Source organism: Cryobacterium sp. N22 (assembly GCF_002929555.1).
GTDB lineage: Bacteria > Actinomycetota > Actinomycetes > Actinomycetales > Microbacteriaceae > Cryobacterium.
Window position 1 is genome coordinate 233,718 of the sequence record NZ_PJJP01000036.1, and the last position, 21,313, is coordinate 255,030.

Consider the following 21,313-nt stretch of genomic DNA (forward strand, 5'->3'; position numbering starts at 1 on the left):
CCCGCTATTGGGTCCACGCGGTGCCGGCCGTTGTCTTCGTATTGGTCTTGGTGATCGCCGGCATCGCCGGTGCCAATGCTTTCAACGTGGCAAACAGCGATTCGGGCAGCCGACCGGCCGCACCGATGGCGGCTCTGGTCTACTGGATGGTGTGGATCTTCCCGCTCACGGCCGTGGGGGTTTTCCTCACCCTGCTCGCCTACCTGCTCGTGCTCCCCGCGCGCTCGCTCGGCCTTTGGGTCACGCAGATCGTGCTGACCTCGCTAGCGGCGATCCACGCTCTCATCGTCGTCCTCGTCGTGGCTGTGAGCGTGCTGCCGAACCTCTAACCCTCCGACCGACCGCGCTCAAGCAGGCGGGCCCAGGCTGCGATCAAGCGGATGCCCTCGGCGAAGCCGGGGTCCAGCGGCCGGTTGAGGAAGGCGTGCGACGTGTTCGGCAGCACGTGGTACTCGACGGGCACCCGGGCCGCGACGAGTTCCCTGGCGAATTGTTCGCCGGAGGCCCGCATCGAATCGCTCTCAGCGTCGATCACGAGCGCGGATGGAAAGCCGGGCAGCTGGTGGCCGCCGGGGAACGCGTGCGCCTCGGCCAGCGCGGCCCGGCTTCCGGCGTAGTTGCGGTTCACCGCGTTGAGCAGCAGTGGCGTGTGCGTGAACTTGCGTCGGCCGCGCAGCCGGCTGCGCACCTCGCGCGAGCGCGCGGGCAGGCTCGCGTGGAAGAGGCCGTAGGTGAAGAAGACACCGCACAGGGGCGCGGCGCCGTCGTCGGCCAGTCGGAGCGCTGCGCCGGCCGACAGGCAGGCGCCCGCGCTCGCGCCGCCCAGGATCACCCCGTCGCCGAACTCGCCCTGCACTGCCCTTACGACCGCGACGACGTCGTCGACCGGCACCGGATAGTGGATGCGGCGGGCCGGCGCGGACACCCGCCCGAACCGGTTCAGCCCCGGGAACGACGCGAGCCGGTAGTCGACGGTGATCACGGTGAATCCGGCGCCGGCCAGGGCCCGGGCCACCTCGTGGGTTTCCGGTAGGTCGAGGCCGCCCTTGACGAAAGCGCCGCCGTGCACCCAGACGATCGGCGCGGTCCCCGTCAGCGCCGTGCCCATCGGAGCGGTGCCGGCCGACGGCGCGTACCGGCGCACCGGAATGGGACCGTGCGGGCCCTGGATCACGGCGTCGACACCGTCCACGGTGACGTTCGCGTTCCACGCCTGAGTATCGCTGCCTCGTCGACCGATCATCTGCACAGATTACGGCCTGCGGGACTCGCCCCGGGCTCAGGAGTGCGCGAGAAGCCAGTCCAGCGCCGGCGCGCACTCAGTGAGGATCGAAATGTGGCCGTCGTCGGCACAATCCCAGAGTTCGGCGTTCGGGATCGCGTGGGCCAGCCAGGCCCCGTGCGAGGGCGGCACCACCCGGTCGCGGCCGCCCTGAGCGATGAGCACGGGCACCGAGATCGCCGCCACGTCGAATCCCCACGGCACCACAAACGCCATATCGTCATCGATGAGCCCGTCGGGGCCGGCCGCCGAAGCCTCCCCCACGTCCGCTCCCAGCGGCGCCCAATCGCCCTTCAGCGCGGCGTAGTCCCGCTCCACGAAACTCGCCGGATCGAACTCCGCGGTCGCCTGGTAGTGCTCGCGGGCCGGCCGGCCGGCGCGGGCGGCGCGCAGCGCGCCATCCGACGCCATGCCGGCGAAGAAGTCGAGGCCGTCGGCGTCGAAGGGCGCGATCGCGGCCAGGCAGGCGGCGGCGATCACCCGCTCGGGCAGCAGCGCCGCGCAGGCCAGGGCGTGCGGGCCGCCGCCGGAGGCGCCCATCACCGCGAACCGTCCCAGGTTCAGGGCGTCGGCGATGGCCGCCACATCCGCCGCCGCCGACCCGACGGTTCGGCCGGGCAGCGGCGTCGACCCGCCATAGCTGGGCCGTCCGTACGAGATCAGACGGATGCCTCGCCGGGCCGCCGCCGTGAGCAACGGTTCGAGGAGCGCCCCGGTCTGCGGCGAACCGTGGTGCCAGAGCACCGTGAGCCGCGCCGCCGACGGTTCGCCCGGCGTGCCGGAGTCTCCGAACCCGCCGCCGTCGTAGCCGGTCGTCCCGGAATCCCCGGCGAGGCCGGGGCTCCCAGCGCTGTCGTGCACACGGAGCACTCGGCCATCGGAGCGTCGCAGATCCTGCACTGACACCATCGGGCCAGCGTAAGCCGAATTCAGGCGCCCGGCCAGCACGGCGCGCGGGTCAGGCCACGCTTCTGTCGAGTTCGGCCTGCTCGGCGTCCGTCGGCTCCGGCGACATCAGCGGGGTGATGTAGGAGAAGCCCGTCGTGGTGTTCTTGGTCATCGACAGCACAAGGTCCATGTGCGGTTCCAGCGCGGTGACCTTGTCGAGCGGCGATCCCACGATGAGCTGGAAGCCGAGGCCCTTCCAGGCCGCGACGGCCCGGCCGGCGAACTCGGAGTCCGACTTCACGAAGCCCTCGTCGAGGAAGACCGGGGCGAAGCGCGGCCGGGTGCGGCTCTCGTCGCCGAGCTGGAACCGCAAGGCGGCTCCGACGACGAACGCGACGAGCTCCTGCGATTCACCACCGCTCTTGCCGCCGAGCGACGAATAGGTGCTCACCTCCACCCCGTCCGGAGTGGTGCGCACGGCGGTGATCTCCACGTGCCTGCGCACGTCGAGGAGCAGGTCGCGATCCGAGTCGGCCCTGGCGGCGTGCCGGGCGGCGCCGGCACGCCCCGGGCCGGCGATGTCGAGCTCGTCCGGCCGGCGGATGAGGTTCATGAACGCCTGCAGCCGGGTGAACCGGCTCTCGGTCTGCTCGTCGGTGAACTCCTCGGTGGAACCGGAGGAGAGCAGCTTGAGCTCCTTGCGGAAGGCCGAGGCGTCGTCCTGGTGCAGTCGGCGCAGCGAGATCTGCAGCCGGTCCCGCCCGGCACCGAACGGCAGCGTCCTGAGGATGTCGTTGATCGGCCGCAGCCGGTCTTCGATCTCCTCGATCGAGGTGGTGAAGGCGCCGACCAGCGGAACGAGGTCTTGCCCGCTCCATGCGGAGAGTCGCCGCTTCCACTCCTGCCGGCGCTCGTAGAGGCCGAGCGTGTACACGGCGTCGAGGATGTCGCTGTAGCTGGAGTAGGACTCCATTGCCACGCCGATGTTGGGGTCGGGCCAGCGGCTCTGGAAGGTCTCGAAGATGCCGATCAGGGTGTCCCTGGCGCTGCGGGCGGTGTCACGGTCCTGGCTGGACTGCTCGGTGAGCCGCTCACGGAGGCGCTTCACACCGTTCGCGAACGTGGCCAGCTCGGCGCTGTCGCTGACGGCGGCGAACTGCGCGTCGAGGACGGCGGCGTGGTCGTCCGGCAGGGTGACCGATTCGTCGGCGGTGATGCGTTCGAGCCTGTCGTTCACGACGTCCTGGCGGTCCACGATCGCGGCGTGCTCCTCGCCGAGCACCGCGGCCTCCCGCTCGGTCTCGTGCTTGTGCTTCTGGGCGGTCTCGAGTTCGGCCGACAGGCGCGCCTCTTCGTCCTGGAGCCCGCGCAGCACGTCACTGCCGGCGAGCAGGCGTTCCCGCTCGGCCTCCTTGGCGCCGATGCGCGCCTGGGCTCCGGCCACGTCGATGGCCGCCCAGGCGGTGTCGAGCACGTGCTGGTGGGCATCCTTCTGGCGCCGCAGGGCGATGATCCGCCCGGCCATGGCGGAGGCCTGGCCGGCCAGGTCGTCGGCGCGTTCCTTGAGCGCGGCGAGTTCCTCGGCTATCTCGGCCAGGCGCACCCCACTGGAGAAGCCGATGATCGAGCGCTGGTCCTTGTTCCAACCGTGTGCGCCGCGCTTGCCGTTGCGGGTCTGTCCGCTCTGAGTGACCCTGGAACCCTCGCCGGCGAGGTCGGCGGGGCCGGTGACGCAGAGTGCGTCCAGGCTCGGTGTCTGCACGCGGTCCTGCACCCAGCGGCTGAACAGGGAGTCCTTGAAGACCAGCTTGCCGGAGACGTTGCGGGGGTCGGGGTGCACCTGCTGGTGCGGGTGCAGCGGCACACCCTCGAAGTGGATACGCACGGGAATGTGCAGCGGGTCGATGGCCGCGCCGAGCGCGGCGAGACGCGTCTCGTCGACGAGCAGCACCCGCACGACCGACGCCAGGGTGACCTCGGCGGCCTGTCGCCAGGAGTCCTCGCCGGGGGCGATGTCGATGAGCTCAGCCACGAACGGCAGCTCCTCTGCGGGGATCCCGGCAGCCTCGGCGATCATCATTCGGGCGTTGTGCAGGTGCTGGGGAACCAGGCTGGCCCGGCCCTTGAGGAAGCTGTGCTCCCCCTTGAGGGTACGGATCTGTTCCTCGAGCGGGTAGGCGGTGCGCTGCAGGCCGACCCGCTGCAGGTCGAGCTCCTGTTCGGTGGCGGCGAACCCGGCGAGGAATGTCTCGGCCTGTGTTTGCGCGGCGGCGAAGGCATCCGCCGTTTCGATGGGCGTGTCGATCAGCGCGATGCGCTCGTCGAACCTGGCGCGTTCGGCGGCCACGTCATCACGCTTGCTGGCGAGCACGTCGAGGTCGGTCTGCAGGCCGGCGAGAGCGTCTCCGCCGTTGTCGCGCTGCTGGTGCACCAGGTCGGCGATCCGCACCTTCAACTCGGTCTCGGCATCCCGTGCCGCGCCGTGCTGGGCCTGGTTGTCGCGCCGGCGGGCGCGGTTGGTGTCGGCGGCGGTATCGAGCAGGCCGTGCTCGGTGAGCAGCTGCCAGAGCACGAAGGGGGTGTCGCCCTCGCGGTGCACGCCGAAACGATCGATCAGGTCGGCCTTCTCGGTCGCGGTCTCGTAGTCGCGGTGCAGTTCGGGCAGGCGTTCGAGCACCTTGGCCTTCTGCGCCTCGGTGACCATGGCGCCGTAAGAGCGTTCCAGATCTTCGAAGTGGTCGACGGCCTTGTCGGCGGCGGCGTAAGTGGCGGGCTCTTCGAGCACCATCGACTTGTAGAGGCCGTCGACGGTCTTCACCTGCTGGCCGGCCTGGATGCGGGCCAGCAGCCGCAGCGCCTTGCCGCCCTCACCGTTGGCGCCGATGCCGAGCCGGGTGTACAGGGTCTGGGAGAACGCGGCGTAGGTGTCGAACACGTCGATGTCGCTGAACCGGTTCTTCAGGGCGCGCTTGTCGAAGCGGGCCTCGGTGACGTCGGCGAGTTCGCGCAGGTCGAGCCGGCCGTCGCGGGTGGCCATCTTCATGGTCACGTCGGCGAACTTGGTCGCGCCGCGGGGCACGAAGTAGGCGCGCAGCACCGTGAAGCGGCGCTGGTTGTCGTCGATGAAGGTCATCGCAATCGCGCCCCAGGTGGCCGAGTCGGCGCCGCGGAGCACCTGGTCGTGCATCGCTCCGGTGTCGGCCTCACGGCTGGAGTCGGTCTTGCCGCGCAGGTACGTCATCAGGTTGCGTTGGTCGACGCTGCGGGCGCGCCCGGAGCCGGCGTCGTTTGACGCACCGTTGAACGGGGTGTCCGAGGGCATCATCAGTGCCAGGTAGGCGTCGAGCAGGCTCGACTTGCCGGTGCCGGATGCGCCGGAGACCAGGGTGGCGCTGGCGGCGAAGTCCACCTCGTGGTGGCCCTGGAAGCCGCCCCAGTTGACCATCTGGAAGGACTCGGCGCGCCACTGGGTGGTTCCCTCGGTGGCACCGTCCATGTGGAACAGCGGGGAATCGGTCATGAGACGGCCTCCAGGGCGGGGTCGGCGAGTTCGGATGACCCGGGCTCCGGCTCAAGGAACTCCTGGCCGTTCTGCTCCACCAGCCACTCCCACAGCTCGCCGAGCCGCTCGATGGGCAGCAGCACCTCGATCACGGCCGAGATCCGGAACCTGTCGGGGTCGCTGGTCTTGAGCAGCACCCGCGCCTTCGCGAGGCTGTCCACGGCCGCGGCGGCGCGACGGGCGTCACCGAACCTGTCGGTGGCGTGCTCCGGCCGGAAGTGCGCGACGTTCTCGACCAGATTGTCTCGGTCGACGATGACGATGTCCACGCCGCTGGCGCGTTCGCTGCGGAACCGCTGGCGCAACAGCACCAGCAGGATGGTCTCTTCGCGGGTGTACGCCACGTCGTGCAGCAGGGTGGGGAATCTGTCGCCGCCCTCGCCGACGGCCTGGCGTTTGAAGGCCACCTCGTAGTGCAGGTCGACGTGCAGATCGAGGAACAGGTCGTTGAGGCGGGACTTGAGCAGGCTCTGCGAGGCCAGCAGGGTGCGCCATTCCGCCGGCTGCAGGGCCGCGGAGATGTAGCGGTGCTTGAGCAGCAGCACCAGGGTGCGGCGCTGCTCCACGGTCAGGCCGCCCTCGTCGCCCTCGAAGAGCGAAAAGCTCGGGGCGCCGCCCTGCTCCTCGGCGGGCTCGGCGGTCACGTCGTCGGTCACGTTGTCAGTCATGATCAGATCCATAGTTCAGGGCGGCCAGGGCCGCGGTGTCGTCGTCGGTCAAAGTGATGCGCGGCACCCTGAAGGTGCGGCGGGAGCCATCGGGCCGCACGGTCTCGAAGTTCTCGGTCTCGAAGTTCCCGGTCCCGGCGCTCTCCGTCGCGGCCGCGTCATCCGTGCGGTCGACGGCGTCGACCTGGGTGGCGATCTGCAGCAGACCGAGAATCTCGACCGGCCGGCGCATCATGGGTTCGAGGCTGTTGAACGCGTCGCCGACGGATGCGGCCCCGTTGGCGGTGAAGGCCGTCACCATGGCGTCGCGGAGCTCGGCCAGCAGCGGGCCGCCCTGCGTGCGCATCGCATCGAGGGTGGGGGGTTCCGGAGCGAACGCCGAGACGTCTTCCAGCGGCGGCGGCGCCTTGTGGGCGCCGGGGTCGTAGAAGCGTTCGCGCAGGTGCTCAAGCTCCAGGGTGCCGGGCATCAGCTCGGCGGTCACCGTGGAGCGGGGCCCGGCGGTTTCCATCCAGACGGCGAGTTCCTTGTTGATCTCCCGCAGCAGCCGTTCCAGTTCGCGGTCCTTGACCACGTCGTGGTTCACGATGTGCTCGCGCAGGGTGGTGGTCAGCCCGTTGCGCTGGGTGAGCACGTCGTCGACACCCTTGCGGATCAGGCTGACGGTGCCCATGAAGCTGCGCCGGTCGGCGGCGCTGAGCTGGAGGGCGAACGGGTGCAGCATGATCGACTCGAGGTCGTTCTTGAGCTCGGCGAGCAGGGCATCGTTGCGCAGCAGCACGAAGGCGCCCTCGAACGCGCGGCCCTCCGCGGTCGACGACATCAGCGCATCCGTCTTGGAGAGGTACTCGTCGAGCACCTCACTGATCGGCCGCTCCTCGGCGCGGAAGTCGTTCACGATCTGCCGGTGCATGCCGGCGACGGACTCCTCGACGCGCTTGAAGTCGCTGGGCAGCTGGGTGATCAGGTCGATCAGGTTGGCGTAGCCCTCGTGCATCGCATCGTTCGAGGCCGCGGCGATCTCGCCGCCGGTGGCGAGACGGTCGCGTTCGGCGGTCTTTTCGGCGATTTCCAGGTCGAGCCGGCGGATGCGTTCGTCGCGGTCCGGGTTCGCCTGGGTGGCGCGGTGGCGCACGGTGTCGACGATGGTGGTGAGCCGGGATTCGCTGATCAGCGCCCGGTCGCGGGAGAGCCCGTCCACCAGCAGCAGGGCCTCGAGGGCGTGGGAGGTGAGCGAGTACTGCTCCTCGTCGTCGTCCCCGGTCTCCCGGTAGAGCCACTGGTCGTTCATCCATTGCACGCAGAGGGCCCGGCCGTTCTTGCCGGGAACCTCGCTGCCGATGGAGCGGAGGTCGGCGAGGTAGGCGTCCACCTGGGTGTGCAGCCTGTCGGCCTGCACGCTGCGGCGGTCGCGGCTGAACGAGGACTTGAACACCGCCAGCACGAACGGCGCCCACTTGCGGTCGAGCAGCCTCAGGGTGGGTCGGTCGAAGGCGCCCCGCACCCGCGCTAATTCACCCGCAATGTCACTCACTCGTGCCTGTTCCTCTCTCGCCGGCCCGTCCCCGGACCTCCTCAACCGTAGTCGCCCCGGCGACCGGGAAACGGCGGCCGTGACCTGCCGCGGCGTCGCCGTACGCGGCATCCGCAAACGGTCAGTAGTCGCCGGGGCCCTGACCGGCTGCTTCGTCGGCCTTGAGCTTGAGCAGGGCCAGGTCGACGAGTACGAACATTTCGGTGCGTTCGGCCCGGCGACGCTGATACTCGGGGTCCAGCGGGTCGATCGACAGTCGCATCAGGCGGGTGTGCATGGCGTCCTGGAGCTCGTTGCTGGCGGCTTTCTGGGCGTCCAGCACGAGGCGGGCGACCTGTTCCTCGTCGTCGGCGACGGCGGCCAGGGCGAGGGCCAGGCGTTTGTGCACCTGCCGGCGCAGCTTGAGCTTGCGCAGGTCCATCAGCTGGTCCTGGGTCAGGTCGAAGCGCCAGGTCATCGAGGTCAGTTCCTTGCGCTGCGCCCGCACCCGCTCGCCGGACTCCCGGTTCTCCCGGGCGAGGGCGAGAAGCTCGCGGTGGGCCGAATCGGCGAACCTGGCCAGGTCGTAATCGGCGTGCTCGGCGAGGCCCGCGACGATGATGTCGTTCTTGACGGCCATCCGAACCGAGGAGAGCGCGATGAGCAACCCCTCATCGACGATGCGCGTAATCGGCACCCGGGCGTGCTGCGTCGCATCCGTCACACGCTCATTTTAGTGAATAGCGGCCACCTAGACTGCGGCCATGGGGAAAATCTGGAACGATGCTGCCGTTCGATATCTGCAGGACCGGCGGATTTGTCCCCGATGTGACGCTCGGCTGACCGACGAGTGGTGCCCGGGCTGCGGGGCCGATCTGAGCGGTCCGCTGGGCGGCGAGTTGGTGTCGGCGAGCGGCCGGGTGGTCAAAGCGCTGCGGGGGCGTGACCGCCTGATCGAGCGGATCCCGACGGTGTGGCCGGCCGGCACGCCTGCGGTGGGCACTCCCCCGCCACAGAGCGAGACGGTGCCGCAGCGAAATGCGGCACCGTCCGGTTCGGGCTCACCACTCGGCGTGCCGGCGGCGGTTCTCTCGGCCGCTCCGGATGCGGGTGCCCAGGTGAGCGTGCAGTCGGTGCTCGCCTTCGCCGGCGCGGCCCTGCTCGCCGTGGCCGCTCTGGTCTTCACCTTCCTCAATCCCGACCTCACCAGCTTCGCCGTGCGCACGAGCATCACCGCCGCCATCACGGTCGTCTTCCTCGGCGGAGCCTGGCTGTTCGCCCGGCGGGGCTTGCGCTTCTCGGCCGAGTCCGTGGCGGCCCTGGGTGTGGTGTTCCTCGCCCTCGACGTCTGGGCGTTCGTGCAGCTGGCCCCGACGCCGGCGAGCGGGTGGACCTTCGCCGCTCTCGGCACCCTGGCCGGCTCCGCGGTGCTGTTCGGGCTGGGCGCCCGCTCCGGGGTGCGGGTCTGGCTGTGGGCGGCGGTCGTGGGCCTGGCCCTGTCCCCCGGGCTGCTGGGCAGTGGCGGCAGCACCTGGAGCGCGATGCTCGGCAGCCTGGGCGTGGCCGTCGTGGCGCTCGGCCTGCACCCCGTGCTCGCGCGCCTCTCCCCCCGGCTGGGCTCCGCACTGGGGGCCGAACGCCACACGATGACCACCCTGCAGGCGGTGGCCGTGCTCGCCGCTCTGCTGCAATTGCTGTCGCTGTCGCTCACCACCGCCAGTTCAGAGATCGTTGGATACGCGGGCATCCTGGCCGTGCTGGCCGTGGTGGCGGCCCTCGGCAGCCGGTATGGGCTGCCGCGGCTCTGGAGCTTCGCGGCGGGTTCCTTCGCGGTGGCTGCGGTGGCGATCCTGCCGTTGGCCGTGACCTTCGGTGACTCCGCCTGGTACCTGGCGTTGATCCCGGTGGCGGCCGGGGTCGCCCTGGTGGGGCTGGCCGCACTGCGCTCGAGCCCCGTTGCCCGCCGCCGTGCCCTCACATCCGGCGCCGTCACGGTGCTGGTTCTGGTCGCGACCCCCGCCCTGGTGACCGCGGTCACGCAGTTGTCCGGCGCGCTGTTCGCGCCCCTGCGCTGGGCCGGTCATGTCAGCGGCGCTTACCCGGTCGGTGACTCGCCGTATCCGGCCAGCGGTGATTTCGCCTTTGGCGCCGGCTCGGCCACGTCCTCTGGCTACGGTGCTGGACTCGTCGCCCAGAACCTCGGCCTGGCCTCGATCGTCGCGCTTGCCGCCTTCGCGTTGACGGCCTGGGCGGTCGCGCTGGTGAGCCGCGAGAGCGCTGCGGCACCGGCATCCGTACCGGGACCGACCCTGACGGCGGCGCCGTCGACGCCGGTCCGCCTGGCGCTGTGGATGGGCGTTTTCACCCTGCTCACCATTGCCGGCTGGGCCGGTTTCTCGCTGACCGGCCAGGCCGTCGTCGGCCTCGTTCTCGCCGGCGTGCTCATCGGGAGTCTGCTGTTCGTCCCCGCGCTCGCCGCGGCACCAGCGGCGATCAGACGTGTGGTGGGCGTCGGCGCCCACCTACTGCTGCTGCTGGCGGCGGTCACCGGCTGGATGCAGGAAGCGACCACGGTGTGGGTCGGCGCCGCCGCCGTGCTCACCGTCGCCGCGCTCGCCCGCACCCTGCCCGCGCGGTGGCGGCCGGTGTACCTCGGCCTCGGCTACGCGTATGCGTTGGTGATCGTGGCCACCGCTCTCACGCTCGCGCGGGTCGACGGCATCGCGGTGCTCTGCCTCACCGCCACCCTCGGCCTGCTCTGCGCCCTCGCCGCCACTCTCACCACGTGGCTCACCCCGCGCAGTTGGTACGCCGTGCTCCTGGTCAGCGCGGTGCCGTTCGTCGCTGGGGTGGTGGGTGTGCTGCTGGTGCGCAGCGGCTGGACGGCGCTGTCGACCGGCGTGGCCTTCGCCCTCGCCCTCACCCTGATGACCAGCCGGCGGCTGGGCCTGACGTTGCCGCTGCGATCCTTCGCCGCCGGCCTGCTGGTGCCCTCGCTCGCGGTGGTCGTGGTCTGCCTCGGTGCGCAGCTGCTGGCCACCAGCGGTTCACCGGTGGTCCTGCCGCTGATCGCCCTGATCGTCGCCGGCACCTTCGCGGCCACCGGCCCGATCACGCACGCGCTTGAGAGACGCGGCCTGGCGACCCTCGAGGCGGATGCCTGCCGCCGCTGGATTGAGGCCTCCGCCGCGGTTACCGGCGTGCTGGCCGTGCTGCTCGCCCTCGTGCGCACCGCGGCCGGCCTGTCCACCACGGTGCTCGTGCTCGTGATCCTCGGAGTGGGAGCGGCCGTCAACGCGCTGCAGACCGGCCGCCGGTCCGCCTGGTGGGCGGCCGGCGCCAGCTGGACCGGCGCGCTTTGGTGCGTGTGGGCCATCCGCGGCATCGAGGTGATCGAACCGTACGTGCTGCCGCCGGCGCTCGCGATGGTCATCGTCGGCGCGATCCTCGTGGCCAGGGGGCGGCCCGGCCAGATGCTGGCCACCACCGGTTTGGCCCTGGCCGTGGTGCCGAGCCTGCTGGTGCTGGGCACCAACGGGTCCGCGGGCTTCGGGGCGGTCACGCCGTGGCGGGCCTATGGCCTGCTGGCCGCCGCACTGATACTCGTGGTGATCGGGTTCACAATAGTCCGCGCCACCGCCGGGAGCGGCACGGCTTCGGCCGGCACGGCACCGACCTACACGTCCCCGACCGGCACAGTACCGACCGGCACAGTACCGACCGGCCTGATCGGGCTCCGCAGCCTCATCGGCTCCACTGCCGTGGTGGCCACCCTGGCCGCGGCGGCGGGTGCCGTGCAGGCGATGCGCTGGGGCCTCGGCATGGACGACCTCACCGCCACCCCACAGACCGGTGTGATGCTTCCCGTGCTGCTCATCAGTGCCACGGCCACGCTGCTCGCGGTCGTCGCCGGGCTCCTGTTCCCGGGCGACGCGGCGCCGTCCCCGGCAGCCCCGTCCCCGACGGCCCCGTCGCGGTGGCGGTACGCCGCGGCCACGGCGTTCCTGGTCGCCGGGCCGATCACCGCCATCCGGCCCGACGCCTTCTCGATCGGCACCCTGGTGCTGCTCATGGTGGCGATGCTGGGCTTCATGCTCGTGGTGTCGGCCAGGGCCCGCACCGGCGCGGTGTCGTTGCCGCCGGTGTGGTTTCTGTTCGTGCTGGCCTGGTGCACGGCTGTGGCGGGCTGGAGCGAACGGGAGCTGCGCGTCGAGGCGTTCTCGCTTCCCCTCGGCCTGGCCCTGCTCGGCGCCGGCATCATCGGGATGCGCCCGGGCGCGCGCGCCGTCCCGGCCACGCTCGGCTCCTGGCCGGCCGGTTTCGCCGGCTCGTGGCGGCTGCTGGCTCCGGGCATCATCATCACGTTCCTGCCGTCGGTCCTGGCCACCGGCACCGACCCGCAGACCTGGCGGGCGATCCTGGTGATGTCACTCGCGCTCACCGCGATCCTGATCGGCTCGACCCGGCGCCTGGCCGCCCCGTTCGTGATCAGCCTGGCGGTGCTGCCCATCGAGGTCATCGTGGTGTTCACCGTGCAGATCGGGCAGACGATCAATCCGCTGTTGTGGTGGATCACCCTGGCCACCATCGGCGCGGTGATGCTCGTAATTGCGATCACCTCCGAGCGGAAGGGCGCCGCGGGAGGCGGCCTCTCCGCCCGCCTCCGCGACCTCACCTAACGGCCGCGAGCTGTGAGAAAAGCACCGAAACCTGGAGATTTTTGGGGCTTATCTCACAGCTCGCGGAGATAGAGGGGGCCAGCTAGTGGGTGTGCTCCTGGTCGAGGGCGTCGAACTCGCGCACGAAGCGCTCACGCAGCAGCATCTTGTCGGGCTCCGGCAGCCAGGAGGCCTCGACCCCGGCCAGCGACATGGAGCGTAGCGTGGCGTTGTCCAGCTGCAGCGAAGTCGACGCGATCTCGTACTCCTGGGCCAGGGTCGTCGGGAACATCCCCGGGTCGTCCGAGGAGAGGATCACGTTGAGGCCGGCATCCACCATGGCCTTGATCGACGCCTGGCGCCACGGCCGCCAGGACCGGCGCGAGGTGGTGAACGCCACGATGAACGGTGTCTGGTCGGCGCGCACCCGCTCCACCACGGCGTCATCTTCGAGCACGAAGTAGCCGTGGTCGATGCGGTCGCAGCCCAGGGCATCCAGGCAGGTGATGGTGTTCGCAGCGACCGGTGCGTGCTCGGAGGAATGCGCGGTGCGCCCCAGCCCGGCGGCCCCGGCGAGTCTGTACGCGTCGATGAAGCGTTCCGGCGGGCCGGCGGTCTCGAGGTTGTCCAGGCCGATGCCCACCACGTATTCGTGCGGGTTGTCCACGATCTGCTGCACAAGGTGCAGGGCGTGCTCGCCGCTCTTGCTGCGGTCGATGCCGGCGATCATGCGGCCGGTCATGCCGAAGTCGCGTTCGGCCATCCGGATGCCGTCGGCGTAGGCCTCGACGGCGCCGCGGTAGCCCAGCTTCTCCAGGTGCGGCGGCAGGTAGTCGAAGAACAGTTCCAGGTGCCGGGTGGCGCTGGTGCGGTGGGCGCTCTCGAACGCCTCGTAGGTGATCCGGGTGAGGTCCTCGGCGCTCTGCAGCACCGACACCACCCACTCGGATGCCTTGAACAGGGAGTAGGACGTGGCCGGTTCGTCGGCGCTGCGCCCCATCGGCACGGGGATGCGGGTGTCGGCGTAGAGCGACGGGTCCGGCGGCAGGGAGTTGATGTCCCGGAAGATCGCCTCGGCACTGTCGGGCAGCACGAGCTTCTCGCGGCGGGCGAGCTCTGCGAAGGTCGAGGCTCGCACGGTACCGATCAGGTGGCAGTGCAGGTCGGTTTTGGGCACGCGAGCGAGGTAGCTGGCGGTGGCTGCGGGGGTGTCGATGAGCGTCATGGCTTTCACGGTGATTACTGAAACGGGGTGATCGGGCGGTTCTGCAGAAAATGGGGGCGGCGACCGCCCGCCGGGGGGTCGGGCGGCCGCCGCTGCTTAGGGTGTCGCCGGTTACAGCGAGGAGACCTCGCGGGCGAACCTGTCGACCCACGCGGTGCGGTTCTTGACGATCGTGTCGATGTCGAGGGTGCTGTAGCCGTCGCCGATCGGGTCGGTCGCGGCCTCTCCGGCGATCTCGGTGAGCTCGGCCGGAACCGTGGCGCCCGGGTTGACCGGCAGGTCACCGACGATCGCGGCGGAGGAGGTCTGCGCTTCGACCGAGAGCAGGTAGTCGATGAACGCGTTCGCCGCGGGGGTGTTCGGCGCGCCGACGGGGATCATGGCCCGGTTGGTGGCCATGAACTTGCCCTCGGCCGGGGCGGTCCAGGCGATGGGGGCCCCGGATGCGACCAGGCTGGTGGCGAAGCCGCTCAGGGCCGGCGCCGCGGCGATCTCGCCCTGGCTGAGCAGGCTGGAGACCTCGGTCGAGGACGTGTAGTACTGCAGCACGTTGTCGTTCCAGGAGGCCATCGTGCTGAACGCCTCGTCGACGTCATACGGGTCAGAGCCGAAGACATCCGCGATGCCGGAGACCGTGAGCTGCCCGGCGGTCACCGAGATGTCGGGCATGGCGATCTTGCCGGCGTACTCCGGGTCGCCGAAGGTCTCCCAGTCTGCAGCCTGTGCCGCGGTCATCTGGTCGGTGCGGTACAGGGTGCCGTTCAGCTGGTAGCTGTAGGCGGGGCCGTCGTACTGGGCTTCCTTGGCGAAGTCGCTGATCGCGGCGAGGTTGGGCACCTCGGCTTCGTCGACCTCGGCGAAGAGGTCCTTGGACTGGCCGAGCGCGGCGTAGTAGTCGGAGATGAGCATCACGTCGATGCCGGAGGCGTCGCCGTTCAGTTCGAGCTTGGAGAGCCGGTCGGCGTTGCTGCCCGTGTCCAGCTCGACGGTGATACCGGTCGCCTCTTCGAACGGGTCGACGATGGCCTGCTGGAACTCCTCGACACCGAACGGGAAGGTGCTCACGACGATGGTGCCGCTGGCAGCCTCACCGGGTTCGAGGGTGGCCGTGGGGGCGGGGGTCGCGGAGCAGCCGGCCAGCAGGGCGGCCGTGGCGACGAAGGCGAGACCGAGAACCGCGGTGCGCCGGCGAGGGAATGCGTGGGACATAGGGATTCCTTTGGTGAGGTGGTGCAAGGGGGCTGTGAGTTAGTTCTCGCTGGTCAGGCGCACGATTTCGTGGTCGCGCGCCTGAGCTGTGACGAGGTCGCCGGGCTGGAAGCCGGCGTCGGCGGTGAGGGTGTCCCGCCGGGTGGTCGAGACGAGGGTGATCGGTGTGCCGGTGGCATCCGTGGCCGTCATGGTGACAATGTGGTCGACCCCGCGGTAGACAGACTCCCTGACCACGGCCGCGACAGTGAGGCCAGGGGTCGTCGGCACGACGCCGGCGGCGGCCACCCGCAGGTGCTCTGGCCGCACAGTGAGCAGGCTGCCGTCACTCTGGGTGAGGAAGTTCTCGTAGCCGAGGAAGTCGGCCACAAACCGGTTGGCCGGAGCGGTGAACACCGTGGCGGGGGCACCGGTCTGCATGACCTTGCCGGCGCGCATCACGACCATGGTGTCGCTCATCTCCAGGGCTTCCTCCTGGTCGTGGGTGACGAGCACCACGGTGAGGCCGGTTTCGCCCTGGATGCGCCGGATCTCGCTGCGCATCTGCACCCGGAGCCTGGCGTCAAGGTTGGACAGCGGCTCGTCGAGCAGCAGCAGCGACGGGCTGATGGCGATGGCACGGGCCAGGGCGACCCGCTGCTGCTGGCCGCCGGAGAGGGCCTTGGGCTTGCGGTCGGCCAGGTGGGCGAGGCCGACCAGGTCGAGGTTCGCCATCACCAGCTCGCGGCGTTTGGTCGCGGGGACCTTGCGCAGTTTCAGCCCGAAGCCCACGTTGTCGGCCACCGTGAGGTGCGGGAACAGGGCGTAGGACTGGAAGACCATGCCGAGGTTGCGCTTCTCCGGCGGCAGCCGGGTGGCGTCGGCGCCGTTGATGGTGATGGTGCCCGCGCTCGGGGTGATGTACCCGGCCAGCATCCGCAGTGTCGTGGTCTTGCCGCAGCCGCTGGGGCCGAGCAGGGTGGTGAGCTTGCCCTGTTCGATCTGGAGGTTGAGGTTGTCCACGGCGACGGTGTCGCCGTACGCCTGGGTGACCCCGGTGAATTCGGCCGCAGTGGTCATTTGTTGATTCCTCCGAAGATCTTGGCAAATCCGAGTGTTTTCTCGGCGACGATCGCGATGACGACGGTGCCGGCGAGGATGAGCGTGGACATCGCCGCGATCATCGGGTCATAGGACTGCTGCACGTAGTCGAGCATCGTCACGGGCAGGGTGCGGAACTGGCGGCTCTGCAGCAGCAGCGACAGCGGCACGTTGTTGAACGAGGTGACGAAGCTGAGCAGGCCGGCCGAGAAGATGCCCGGTCGCAGCAGCGGCAGCGTCACGGAGAAGAAGGTGCGGAGGGGCGTAGCGCCGAGGCCGCGGGCGGCTTCCTCCACGGCCGGGTCGGCGAGGGCGAGTGAGGCGCCGGTGACCCGCACCGCGTATGGCAGCAACAGCACGGTGTGGCCGACCAGCAGCGCTACGAACGAGGTCTGGTGCAGCCCGATCATGATCTGCTGGTACAGCGCCAGGCCCACGACGAGTTCCGGCACCACGAGCGGTGACAGGAACAGGCCCTCGACGAGGGACTTGCCGGGGATCTTGCCGCGCTGGATGGCCAGGGTGACGGGCACGCCGAGCAGCAGCGCGAGCGCGGTGGACACCACGGCCAGCTGCAGGCTCGACAGCAGGGCGCCGACGAACGGCTGATAGGCCAGGGCCTCGCCGAACCAGCGCAGCGACACTCCCTGCGGCGGGAAGGTGAGGGCGTCGCCGGCCGTGAAGGCGGTGGAGACGACGAACAGGATCGGCACGATCATGATGATGTAGCCGAGCACCGCGAGGGTGCCGAGGATCGGACGGCCCTTCACGAGGTCACCCCCGCCTTACGGGAGATCAACGAGGAGAGCCCGGAGACCATGAACACCAGCAGGGTCATCATCAGCGCCGTGGCGGATGCCGCGGCCCAGTCGACGCTGACGCTCGCGTAGGAGAACAGCTGGGTGGAGAGCATCCGCTGGCTGGAGCCGCCGAGCAGGTAGGGGGTGGTGTACGCCGTCGTCGCACCGGCGAAGACCAGGGTGCCGGCGATGAGGATGCCGGGCCGGGATAGGGGGATCACGATCTTCCAGAGGGTTTGGGACTTGGTGGCGCCCAGGCCCCTGGCGGCGTGGTCGAGACCGGCGTCGACCTGGGCCACGGCGGAATAGCAGGAGATCACGGCCAGCGGCAGGAACAGTTGGATGAGGCCGAGCACGATGGCCAGTTCGGTGTAGAGCAGCTGCGGCGGCTGGTCGGTGATGCCGAGCACCACGAGCAGCTGGCCGAAGGCACCCTGGCTGCCGAGGATCACGAGCCAGCCGAAGGTGCGCACCACGTTGCTCAGCAGCAACGGGAAGATGGCCAGGGCCAGCCACATCCCGGCGAAGCGGGAGGTGGAGCGAGCCAGCAGGTAGGCGATCGGGAAGCCCAGCACGACGCAGGCGACGGTGACGATGACGCCGATCCGCACCGTGCGCCAAATGATCGCCAGGTCATACGGATCGGTGAGCATCGCCCCGAACCGCGCGAAGACGTCAGCAGTGTCGGTCGACGGCGGCGCCAGCAGCATGATTGCCGATGGGATGGCAAAACCGAACAGAATGAACACCAGACCCGGTATGAGCAGTAGTGCTGGTTTTCGAGACATACAGGGATAACCTTCGGCATACTAGGAGGGAATGAAACCGGTTGTGCAACCGGTTTCATTCCAACCTAGGGCAGATAGCGCCCCCGTTCGGGCCACGAATGTTACGACCACGTAAAACCTCCGTGGTCACCTCGATCAGTTAGGCAGAACCTCAGTGGCAACTCTGGACCACGTCGCACAGCACGCTGGAGTCTCCAAGGCGACCGCGTCGCGTGCCCTGAGCAAGCCTTCGCTGGTGTCGCCGGCCACCGTCGCCCGGGTCCTCGACGCGGCGCGGGAGTTGGGCTTCGTACCCAACCGCACCGCCCAGGCCCTGGCCGGCGGCCGCACCGGGCTGGTGGCCATCGTGGTGCCCACCCTGGAGAACAGCTTCTTCACCCCCATCATCCGCGGCGCGCAGGAGCAGGCGGCCGCATCCGGCCTGCACCTGACCATCGCCGTGCACGGCCTGGACTCCCCCACCGACGTCGCCGCCTTGGAGACCCTGTCCAGGCAGGTCGACGGTTTTCTCATCGCGGCACCCCGCGGTGAAGACGACGTCGTCACCGCCGCAACGGCCGGCATCCCGAGCGTGTTGATCGACCGTGAGATCGACGGCCTGCCCTCGGTCTCCGCCGACACCGCCGCGGCGTTCGGCGCGCTGGCCCGCGGGTTCATCGACCGGGGGCACACCTCGATCACGTTCGTCGGCGGTCCGGACCGGTCCTGGCAGAATGCGCAACGCATCACGGCGGTGCAGGATGCGGCAGCCGGCCGCTGCTCGCTCACCGTGCTCGGCCCATACCCGGCCACCGTCGCCTCCGGAGTGGAGGCCACAGAGGCCGTCGTCGCCTCGGGGGCGACCGCCGTGATCTCCTATGCGGCGTCGATCTCGCTCGGGCTCATCTTCGGGCTCAACGCTCGCGGCCTGACGGTTCCCGGCGACGTAGTGGTGAGCGCGGACGACGGTGTCGTGGCCGCCCTCGGTCTGCAGGGAGCGCCCTCGATCGAGGTCGACGGCGAGGAGCTCGGCCGCCTGGCCATGCAGCGCCTGCTCGAGCAGATCGGCGCCCCGGCCGGCACCGCGGGCGACGATGCGCAGGCCAAGCTGGCGGTGCCGGTGCGCTGGTCCGCCGCCGGCTGAGCCGGGCATCCCCGCCGCGAGTTGCCGCAAACGCCCCCTGCAGGAGCGCCGAGGGGCACTTGTGCGCAACTCGCGGGATCACACACCCGCGAATTGCCGATAACAGCCCCTTCGCGTGCCCGGGAAGGGCCGAATGCGGCAACTCGTTGCGTCACGCATCAGTGAGGTGCCAGTTGGGGCCCGTTCAGGCGCCGGGAGGGGGACTCAAGTGGCACGTCGCGGCTCAGGCCGGCAGCAGCGCGGCGGCGCTGTCGCGGTCGGTGCGCGCCGCATCCGTGCCCGCGGCCCAGGTGAGGTAGCCGCCGTCCAGATTCACGGCGTCGCGGCCCAGCTGGGCGAGCAGCCGCACGGCGGTGTGGCCGCGCTGGCCCACCTTGCAGTGCACGATCAGCCGCCCCTCGGGCAGCTCGGCCTGACGGGCACGAAGGTCGTCGAGCGGAATGTTGACCGAACCGGGAATCGCGGCCTCCGCGTACTCCGCCGCCGTGCGCACGTCGATCAGGGTGGCGCCGGCCGCGCGGGCCGCGTCGAGTTCGTGCCACTGCACCGACGGGGTCAGCCCCTCGGCGGCGTTCAGTGCCACGTAGCCGAGCATGTTCACCGGGTCCTTGGCCGAGGAGAACTGCGGCGCGTAGGCCAGTTCGAGGTCGGCGAGTTCGGATGCCGTGATGCCGCCGGCCATGGCCGTCGCGATCACGTCGATGCGCTTGTCAACACCGTCGCCGCCCACACCCTGGGCGCCGAGGATCGCGTCGGTGTCGGCATCGACAACGAGTTTGAGCGCCATCGACTCCGCTCCCGGGTAGTAGCCGGTGTGCGAGGCGGGGTGGGTGTGGATCACCCGGATGGTGCGGCCGCGGGCCACGAGCAGCTTCTCGTTCCAGCCGGTGGCGGCGATGGTGAGTCCCATCATGCCCACCACGGCGGTGCCGAGGGCCGGGCGCACCCGGATGGTCTTGCCGGTGATCACGTCGGCGACCAGACGGCCGTGCCGGTTGGCCAGGCCGGCGAGGGCAACGAGGCGCTGTTCGCCGGAGATCGCGTCGGTCTTCTCCGCAGCGTCGCCGATGGCGTAGATGCCGGGGGCACTGGTGCGCAACTGGTCATCCACCGCGATGCCGCCGCGGTCGCCGATCGTGAGCCCGGCGGCCTGGGCCAGAGCGGTGTCGGGCCGCACGCCGATCGCGGCGAGCACGAAGTCGGCGGCGACGACGCTGCCGTCGCTGAGGGTGGCGGTGTCCGCGCCGAGCTCGGCGACCTGGGTGCCCAAGCGCACACTGACGCCCGCGGCCCGCAGCCGCTCGGCGACCGGGCCGGCCATCTCGGGGTCAAGCGGTGGCAGCACCTGGTCGCCGAGCTCCACCAGCGTGACGTCCAACCCCCGGTGCACGAGGTTCTCCACCATTTCAAGGCCGATGAAGCCGGCGCCGATGACGAGGGCGCTTCGCGGCGCCACGGTCAGGGCGGCCATGGCAGCGTCGACGTCGTCGATGTCACGCAGGGTGAGCATCCGCTCGCCGCCGGGCAGCGGCGGTCGCACTGACGATGCGCCGGGTGAGAGCACGAGGGCATCGTAGGCTTCGGTCGACTCCCGTCCGGTGGTGAGGTCGCGCACCCGCACGGTCTGGGCCGCGCTGTCGATGCCGATGACCTCGGTGTGCACCCGCACATCGAGGTTGAACCGGCCGGCGAGCGAGGCCGGCGTCTGCAGCAGCAGGCTGGACCGCTCCTCGATGACGCCGCCGAGGTAGTACGGCAGGCCACAGTTGGCGAACGAGACATGGCCGCCCCGTTCAAACACCGTGATCCGGGCGTTCTCGTCGAGGCGACGGAGGCGGGTGGCGGCGGACATACCGCCGGCGACGCCGCCGATGATGACGTATCGGTTCTGGGTCATGACCCCAGTCTGCTATACCCCTCGGGGTATCTGCAAGTCGGTGCCGGATGCCCCTGCGCCGATATAGAGGGAGTCCGACGGTCGCACCCTCGTGGGTGCGACCGCCGGACTGATGCTGCTGCGGAGCGGGTCGTTACCCGGCCGCACCCCGCCGACGGAGCACCAGCACGGTGCCGCCCGCGAGTACCAGGAGCAGCGCGAGCAGTCCGGGCAGGGCGAGGTTGACGCCCGTGCTCGCCAGCGTGCCGGACGCGGCCTGCGACCCAGCGGCGCTGACGAGGATGTCGTCCCAGCCGATCAGCGTGCCGTCTTCGGCCACAACCACGATGCGGTGCGCGCCCGGCACCGTGCCGGCCGGGATGACGACCTGCACGGTACCCGCGGCGCTGACCGTCGTGGACGCCAGCAGCGTTGGGGTGGAGTGCAGCCAGACATTCACCGGGTCACCGGCGAAGGCGCGGCCGACGGTGACCGTGATGGTGTTCCCCGGCTTCGCTGCGGAGGGCACCGACACCGGTCCGCGCGCGGACTCGACCAGGGCGCCAGCAGCCACCGGGGCCGGGGTGGTCGGGGCCGGGTTGGTCGGAGCCGGTGTGGTCGGAGCCGGTGTCGTCGGAGCC

At 70.2% G+C, this 21,313-nt stretch carries 15 protein-coding genes and 1 pseudogene; 3 read left to right on the forward strand and 13 right to left on the reverse strand.

Annotated elements, in window-relative coordinates:
- Positions 1–86 precede the first annotated feature (86 nt).
- A complete protein-coding gene (locus CXY76_RS12575) occupies positions 87–329 on the forward strand; it encodes a hypothetical protein (protein WP_158253897.1) in 243 nt (80 codons plus the stop codon).
- On the opposite strand, the gene CXY76_RS12580 is transcribed toward CXY76_RS12575, so the two are convergent.
- The 6 genes from CXY76_RS12580 to CXY76_RS12605 form a co-directional block, all read right to left on the reverse strand.
- On the reverse strand, positions 326–1,243 hold the full coding sequence (locus CXY76_RS12580) for an alpha/beta hydrolase (protein WP_104164941.1): 918 nt from the start codon (positions 1,241–1,243) through the stop codon (positions 326–328). The genes CXY76_RS12575 and CXY76_RS12580 overlap by 4 nt on opposite strands.
- Before the next feature lie 36 nt (positions 1,244–1,279).
- The gene (locus tag CXY76_RS12585) at positions 1,280–2,191 is read right to left on the reverse strand and encodes an alpha/beta fold hydrolase (protein ID WP_104164943.1); all 912 of its coding nucleotides are present in this window, start codon (positions 2,189–2,191) and stop codon (positions 1,280–1,282) included.
- A 49-nt stretch (positions 2,192–2,240) separates the two neighbouring features.
- The gene (locus CXY76_RS12590) at positions 2,241–5,690 is read right to left on the reverse strand and encodes an ATP-binding protein (RefSeq protein ID WP_104164945.1); all 3,450 of its coding nucleotides are present in this window, start codon (positions 5,688–5,690) and stop codon (positions 2,241–2,243) included.
- Positions 5,687–6,400: a DUF4194 domain-containing protein gene (locus tag CXY76_RS12595; RefSeq protein WP_158253898.1), complete on the reverse strand. Its 714-nt coding sequence runs from the start codon at positions 6,398–6,400 to the stop codon at positions 5,687–5,689. Before CXY76_RS12595 ends, CXY76_RS12590 begins: the two co-directional genes overlap by 4 nt.
- On the reverse strand, positions 6,393–7,934 hold the full coding sequence (locus tag CXY76_RS12600; protein ID WP_104164950.1) for a DUF3375 domain-containing protein: 1,542 nt from the start codon (positions 7,932–7,934) through the stop codon (positions 6,393–6,395). Before CXY76_RS12600 ends, CXY76_RS12595 begins: the two co-directional genes overlap by 8 nt.
- A gap of 121 nt (positions 7,935–8,055) precedes the next feature.
- Positions 8,056–8,637: a hypothetical protein gene (locus CXY76_RS12605; RefSeq protein ID WP_146073450.1), complete on the reverse strand. Its 582-nt coding sequence runs from the start codon at positions 8,635–8,637 to the stop codon at positions 8,056–8,058.
- A gap of 40 nt (positions 8,638–8,677) precedes the next feature.
- On the opposite strand from CXY76_RS12605, the gene CXY76_RS12610 reads away from it, so the two are divergent.
- The gene (locus CXY76_RS12610) at positions 8,678–12,592 is read left to right on the forward strand and encodes an SCO7613 C-terminal domain-containing membrane protein (RefSeq protein ID WP_146073451.1); all 3,915 of its coding nucleotides are present in this window, start codon (positions 8,678–8,680) and stop codon (positions 12,590–12,592) included.
- An 82-nt stretch (positions 12,593–12,674) separates the two neighbouring features.
- Here CXY76_RS12610 and CXY76_RS12615 read toward each other — a convergent pair whose 3' ends face one another.
- The 5 genes from CXY76_RS12615 to CXY76_RS12635 form a co-directional block, all read right to left on the reverse strand.
- Positions 12,675–13,796, reverse strand: a complete 1,122-nt coding sequence (locus tag CXY76_RS12615; RefSeq protein WP_233199781.1) for a hypothetical protein — start codon at positions 13,794–13,796, stop codon at positions 12,675–12,677.
- A 111-nt stretch (positions 13,797–13,907) separates the two neighbouring features.
- Positions 13,908–15,005 (reverse strand): PotD/PotF family extracellular solute-binding protein, encoded by a 1,098-nt coding sequence (locus CXY76_RS12620; protein WP_104164956.1) that lies wholly within the window; start codon positions 15,003–15,005, stop codon positions 13,908–13,910.
- Positions 15,006–15,044: 39 nt separating this feature from the next.
- On the reverse strand, positions 15,045–16,064 hold the full coding sequence (locus tag CXY76_RS12625; protein WP_104164958.1) for an ABC transporter ATP-binding protein: 1,020 nt from the start codon (positions 16,062–16,064) through the stop codon (positions 15,045–15,047).
- The gene (locus CXY76_RS12630; RefSeq protein WP_233199783.1) at positions 16,061–16,855 is read right to left on the reverse strand and encodes an ABC transporter permease; all 795 of its coding nucleotides are present in this window, start codon (positions 16,853–16,855) and stop codon (positions 16,061–16,063) included. The genes CXY76_RS12625 and CXY76_RS12630 overlap by 4 nt, the downstream gene beginning before the upstream one ends.
- A complete protein-coding gene (locus CXY76_RS12635) occupies positions 16,852–17,673 on the reverse strand; it encodes an ABC transporter permease (RefSeq protein WP_104164960.1) in 822 nt (273 codons plus the stop codon). Before CXY76_RS12635 ends, CXY76_RS12630 begins: the two co-directional genes overlap by 4 nt.
- 154 nt (positions 17,674–17,827) lie before the next feature.
- On the opposite strand from CXY76_RS12635, the gene CXY76_RS12640 reads away from it, so the two are divergent.
- A complete protein-coding gene (locus tag CXY76_RS12640) occupies positions 17,828–18,796 on the forward strand; it encodes a LacI family DNA-binding transcriptional regulator (RefSeq protein WP_104164962.1) in 969 nt (322 codons plus the stop codon).
- A gap of 223 nt (positions 18,797–19,019) precedes the next feature.
- Here CXY76_RS12640 and CXY76_RS12645 read toward each other — a convergent pair whose 3' ends face one another.
- Both CXY76_RS12645 and CXY76_RS12650 read right to left on the reverse strand, forming a co-directional pair.
- Entirely contained in the window at positions 19,020–20,693 is a 1,674-nt protein-coding gene (locus CXY76_RS12645; protein WP_104164964.1) for an FAD-dependent oxidoreductase, read from the reverse strand.
- 133 nt (positions 20,694–20,826) lie between these two features.
- Positions 20,827–21,313 (reverse strand): annotated as a pseudogene (locus tag CXY76_RS12650) (cell wall protein); the annotation flags it as partial.

Excerpts from the sequence above, each read along its gene's own strand:
- CXY76_RS12580 (WP_104164941.1), bottom strand. The coding sequence starts at position 1,243 with ATGATCGGTCGACGAGGCAGCGATACTCAGGCGTGGAACGCGAACGTC.
- CXY76_RS12585 (WP_104164943.1), bottom strand. The coding sequence starts at position 2,191 with ATGGTGTCAGTGCAGGATCTGCGACGCTCCGATGGCCGAGTGCTCCGT.
- CXY76_RS12590 (WP_104164945.1), bottom strand. The coding sequence starts at position 5,690 with ATGACCGATTCCCCGCTGTTCCACATGGACGGTGCCACCGAGGGAACC.
- CXY76_RS12595 (WP_158253898.1), bottom strand. The coding sequence starts at position 6,400 with ATGACTGACAACGTGACCGACGACGTGACCGCCGAGCCCGCCGAGGAG.
- CXY76_RS12610 (WP_146073451.1), top strand. The coding sequence starts at position 8,678 with ATGGGGAAAATCTGGAACGATGCTGCCGTTCGATATCTGCAGGACCGG.
- CXY76_RS12615 (WP_233199781.1), bottom strand. The coding sequence starts at position 13,796 with ATGACGCTCATCGACACCCCCGCAGCCACCGCCAGCTACCTCGCTCGC.
- CXY76_RS12620 (WP_104164956.1), bottom strand. The coding sequence starts at position 15,005 with ATGTCCCACGCATTCCCTCGCCGGCGCACCGCGGTTCTCGGTCTCGCC.
- CXY76_RS12625 (WP_104164958.1), bottom strand. The coding sequence starts at position 16,064 with ATGACCACTGCGGCCGAATTCACCGGGGTCACCCAGGCGTACGGCGAC.
- CXY76_RS12635 (WP_104164960.1), bottom strand. The coding sequence starts at position 17,673 with ATGTCTCGAAAACCAGCACTACTGCTCATACCGGGTCTGGTGTTCATT.
- CXY76_RS12645 (WP_104164964.1), bottom strand. The coding sequence starts at position 20,693 with ATGACCCAGAACCGATACGTCATCATCGGCGGCGTCGCCGGCGGTATG.